The organism is Lacrimispora sp. (assembly GCF_032078915.1).
Taxonomy (GTDB): Bacteria; Bacillota; Clostridia; order Lachnospirales; family Lachnospiraceae; genus Lacrimispora.
Genome location: NZ_DAMAUN010000178.1, coordinates 1 through 4076, shown reverse-complemented (window position 1 = coordinate 4076; position 4076 = coordinate 1). Strand labels below are relative to the sequence as shown.

Here is a 4076-nt window from a genome sequence, read left to right as displayed (position 1 = left end):
TCATAATTTATATGATACAATTTATAAGTACTATGGTCAAAAAGTTCGTGTATGCGTTATGGTTCAACCATGTCATTCCTAATTTGGCGGATAAAACATATTTCCGAAAGGTATATGTATTTGCCGCCAAATTATTCATGTTAGGGGTCAACCCTCTGGAAATAATTACACTATTGTTTCTGCATGACTGAACTGTAAGCACACATCATGGAGGGACAAATGAAATTCGGATTTGATAACAATAAGTATTTAACCATGCAGTCAGAACACATCAGGGAACGGATCAGCCAGTTTGGTGACAAGCTTTATCTGGAATTCGGCGGCAAGCTGTTTGATGATTATCACGCTTCCAGGGTGCTCCCAGGGTTTGAACCTGACAGCAAGCTCCGCATGCTGATGCAGCTGTCAGACCAGGCAGAAATCGTGATCGCTATCAACGCTGCGGATATTGAGAAGAATAAAATCCGCCATGATCTAGGCATCACTTATGATGTGGATGTCTTACGACTGATCCAGTCCTTTACGGATAAAGGGCTTTATGTGGGAAGCGTTGTTATCACACAGTATTCCGGCCAGAAGGCGGCTGACTTATTTAAAAGTAAACTGGAGAAAATGGGGATTAAAGTATACCGTCACTATATCATTGACGGTTATCCAAGCAATGTTTCTCTTATTGTCAGCGACGAAGGATATGGCAGGAATGATTATATAGAAACAACAAAGCCCCTTGTTATTATTACTGCACCAGGACCTGGAAGCGGAAAGATGGCAACCTGCTTATCCCAGCTTTACCACGAGAACAAGCGGGGGATCAAGGCAGGGTATGCAAAATTTGAGACATTCCCAATCTGGAATATCTCTTTAAAGCATCCGGTAAACTTAGCCTACGAGGCCGCTACCGCAGATTTAAACGATGTAAATATGATCGATCCTTTTCATCTGGAGGCCTATGGAAAGACCACCGTTAATTACAACCGTGATGTAGAGATCTTTCCGGTACTAAGTGCTATCTTTGAGGGAATCTACGGAGAATGCCCTTATAAATCCCCCACTGACATGGGTGTAAATATGGTCGGCTTCTGCATGGTGGATGATGAAATATGCAGGGAAGCTTCCATGCAGGAAATCATAAGGCGTTATTACCAGGCCCTTTCCCGTCTGGCAAGGGATATGGGTTCCAAAGAAGAGGTCTATAAAATCGAGCTTCTAATGAAGCAGGCAAAAATAACCGCTGACATGAGAAAGGTTGTAAATGCTGCCAACAAGCTGGCCGAAGTAAAAGGTTCTCCGGCTGCTGCACTTGAATTAGAGGACGGAACCATTGTCACAGGAAAGACGACCAACTTATTAGGTGCATCTGCTGCTCTCCTGTTAAATACGGTCAAGGTTTTAGGAGATATTCCTCATGACATCCATCTGATTTCTCCATCTGCCATTGAACCGATTCAGAAATTAAAGATCAACTATCTGGGCAGCAAAAATCCCAGGCTTCATACGGATGAGGTTTTAATTGCGTTGTCCGCCAGTGCTGCAACCGATCCCAATGCTCAGATTGCCCTGGAACAGCTTCCGAAATTAAAGAGGTGTGATGCCCATACTTCGGTACTGCTTTCCGATATAGATGTTAACGTATTTAAGAAATTGGGTGTAAATCTGACCTGCGAGCCTATTTATGAAGAGAAGAAAATCTACCATTGATCAGGCAGGTGCTGCTGGTGTCGAGGACCTGCTGCTCCAATTAACTTATGTAATAAAATAACTGCTTATAGAAAAAGCAAGGATTCCATATCCTTGCTTTTTTGATGTAAGCCTATCTGCTTTTAATGCTTTTTATGCTTTTAATGTTATTAATGCTTTTACTTTTATACTGATTAATATTGCTTAGAATTTCATCTTTTACCTTTGCATAATAAACAACATGTTCTATAGTCTCTTTTACTTCGTTTATTCCTAAGTCCTGTTCTTCTTTAGTGTCGCATTCAATCATTAATGCCCTTTTTATATTAAATTCTAACCATTCAAGTCTTCCAAAATTACAATAATAAACAGTTTCCCAATTAATATTGGTATCTAGTGTTGTATTCCTAAAATAGGAATTGAAAAAGGAATTAAATAAATCGTAATCGATATTACATTTCTCATAACCAGACCAGCATATTGCAAGTTCAAACAATTCTAAATATGGATTAGAATATCCCAGACACTCTAAATCAATTATTTTATAGTCGTCTTTTATCCATAATACATTTTTACTATCCATATCATTGTGGCAGATACTTAATAACTTAGGCATACTTTTTATTGCCTTATTACCACAATTCATACTTTCATTTAAAATTTCAACTTTATCTTGCAGCAAATCATAGATTGGTGAATCAATCTTCTTTGCTGACTCAATATATTTATTAAAATCCACATGAATTTCATTCCTCATGAATTCTTTATTCTTTAAATCTATATTGTGGATATTGGCTAAAGCTTCTCCAATTTTATTACAATTAGATTTTTTTATCTCATTATTTTTTAATGATTTTCCATCATACCAATTATATACATAAAAATATTGTCCGTTTAATTCCTGCATTTTCTTTTTGTTATAAATCAAAGAGTATATTGCCGGAACATTATTTTGTTTTAGTTTTTCTTCAATTAAATCCGCTCGATTATAGTTATTCATAGCAGTAGCTCTGCTCATAATGTTAGGATTTAATAATTTGATGATATAGTTTCCCTTATCGGTGTTAATCTTGTACATCTTATGTGTAAGACCACCTGTAACCTTTTCAGGTTCCGAAACCATTTTACCCATGTTAAAACTTATTAAAATCGTTTCAAAGAATTCTTTTAAATTCATGCAAATATTCCTCATATAAAGATTGTACCTTGCAGTTGATAGGGCACCATACATGGAGCCATATATTCGGCAAATGAAACCGTTATTGGATCTGCTCTTACGGCTCATATCTATATACATTTCTCTCTTACATAACAAATGAATCTTTCTCCATGCTTGTAATATCATACCATGGGCTTATTTCTGCGGCAACTACATTCCCAAAAGATCCCGGCTTTATGCAGCCTGCCTTTCCTGAAAAGTCCATCATCTCCACAGAAGTTTTCGCTGCGGACAACCGTAGTTCCTTTGAGTTAAAATCCCCATATTTTTGCATAGAGCAAATTCGTCTGCTTTCCATGATAATTGTTATAGGTTCCGGCATCCGTGCCAAAAACAATCTTCACACCTGCCTTCCGGCACTTTTTCAAATTCTTTCCATGGAGCTCTATGCACATCCTGGCTTTTTCCAGCGTCTCCGGTGTCAGTCTGCCGGCTGTTCCCATCTTAATCCCATCTGTCCCATGGGGATGATCTGCAAGGCTCCTGATCAGTCATATCAAATTTCAGGAATACACTTCTGCCCGTATTTCACAAAAAAACAGATTCCAATTAGTTCACTAAAATTATCAAACATTTACCGAAAAAAACGATGTTAGAAACGTATTCTTCATATATTTACAACTTAATCAATGTTGGTTTACTTAATTATCACAGAATTCATTAAAACTTTAGTTGGCTGGATTGACTCCTGAGTTCATGATGAGAGGTCATTAACTTATAGTCTGACAAACTTATCTTTCAACACATATGATACATTATAAAGCGGTGAAAAACCCTTTATATCATGATTTTAACCTTGTAAAAAAGGTGTTAAAAAAGAACTCACAAATCACGCCTTAACAGAAGGGAGTTATAATGAATAATTGTAGATATAGCGACGATAATTGCCGTTTTGATAGATGCTGTTGTTGCAGACCTAAATGCCCCCAGGGTCCGACTGGACCGACCGGGCCTACTGGACCGACCGGACCTCAAGGACTACTAGGACCGACCGGACCGACTGGTGCTACTGGGGCACAGGGACCGACTGGACCAACTGGCGCTACTGGCGCTACTGGCGCTCAGGGACCAACCGGGCCTACTGGCGCTACTGGCGCTCAGGGACCAACTGGACCTACTGGCGCTCAGGGACCTACTGGCGCTACTGGGGCACAGGGACCGACTGGACCTACTGGCGCTC

General features: G+C 39.2%; 5 protein-coding genes and 1 pseudogene. 3 read left to right on the top strand and 3 right to left on the bottom strand.

Translation table 11 applies throughout. The features are described 5' to 3' along the window. The coding region (locus RT269_RS29830; RefSeq protein ID WP_313188141.1) for a hypothetical protein at positions 1–191 on the top strand (191 nt) is incomplete at its 5' end. A gap of 28 nt (positions 192–219) precedes the next feature. Beyond that, positions 220–1698 carry a DUF1846 domain-containing protein gene (locus RT269_RS29825; protein ID WP_313188140.1) on the top strand — a complete coding sequence of 493 codons (1479 nt, stop codon included), beginning with the start codon at positions 220–222 and terminating at the stop codon, positions 1696–1698. A 112-nt stretch (positions 1699–1810) separates the two neighbouring features. On the opposite strand, the gene RT269_RS29820 is transcribed toward RT269_RS29825, so the two are convergent. The 3 genes from RT269_RS29820 to RT269_RS29810 form a co-directional block, all read right to left on the bottom strand. Beyond that, positions 1811–2854 carry an aminoglycoside phosphotransferase family protein gene (locus RT269_RS29820; protein ID WP_313188139.1) on the bottom strand — a complete coding sequence of 348 codons (1044 nt, stop codon included), beginning with the start codon at positions 2852–2854 and terminating at the stop codon, positions 1811–1813. A gap of 127 nt (positions 2855–2981) precedes the next feature. After that, on the bottom strand, positions 2982–3170 hold the full coding sequence (locus RT269_RS29815; RefSeq protein ID WP_313188138.1) for a hypothetical protein: 189 nt from the start codon (positions 3168–3170) through the stop codon (positions 2982–2984). Beyond that, positions 3148–3339, bottom strand: a complete 192-nt coding sequence (locus RT269_RS29810; RefSeq protein ID WP_313188137.1) for a hypothetical protein — start codon at positions 3337–3339, stop codon at positions 3148–3150. The genes RT269_RS29815 and RT269_RS29810 overlap by 23 nt, the downstream gene beginning before the upstream one ends. 412 nt (positions 3340–3751) lie before the next feature. Between RT269_RS29810 and RT269_RS29805 the strand changes: the two are divergent. Next, positions 3752–4076 (top strand): annotated as a pseudogene (locus tag RT269_RS29805) (collagen-like protein); the annotation flags it as partial.

Coding starts and splice junctions, on each gene's coding strand:
- RT269_RS29825 (WP_313188140.1), top strand. CDS start 220: ATGAAATTCGGATTTGATAACAATAAGTATTTAACCATGCAGTCAGAA.
- RT269_RS29820 (WP_313188139.1), bottom strand. CDS start 2,854: ATGAATTTAAAAGAATTCTTTGAAACGATTTTAATAAGTTTTAACATG.
- RT269_RS29815 (WP_313188138.1), bottom strand. CDS start 3,170: ATGCAAAAATATGGGGATTTTAACTCAAAGGAACTACGGTTGTCCGCA.
- RT269_RS29810 (WP_313188137.1), bottom strand. CDS start 3,339: ATGGGAACAGCCGGCAGACTGACACCGGAGACGCTGGAAAAAGCCAGG.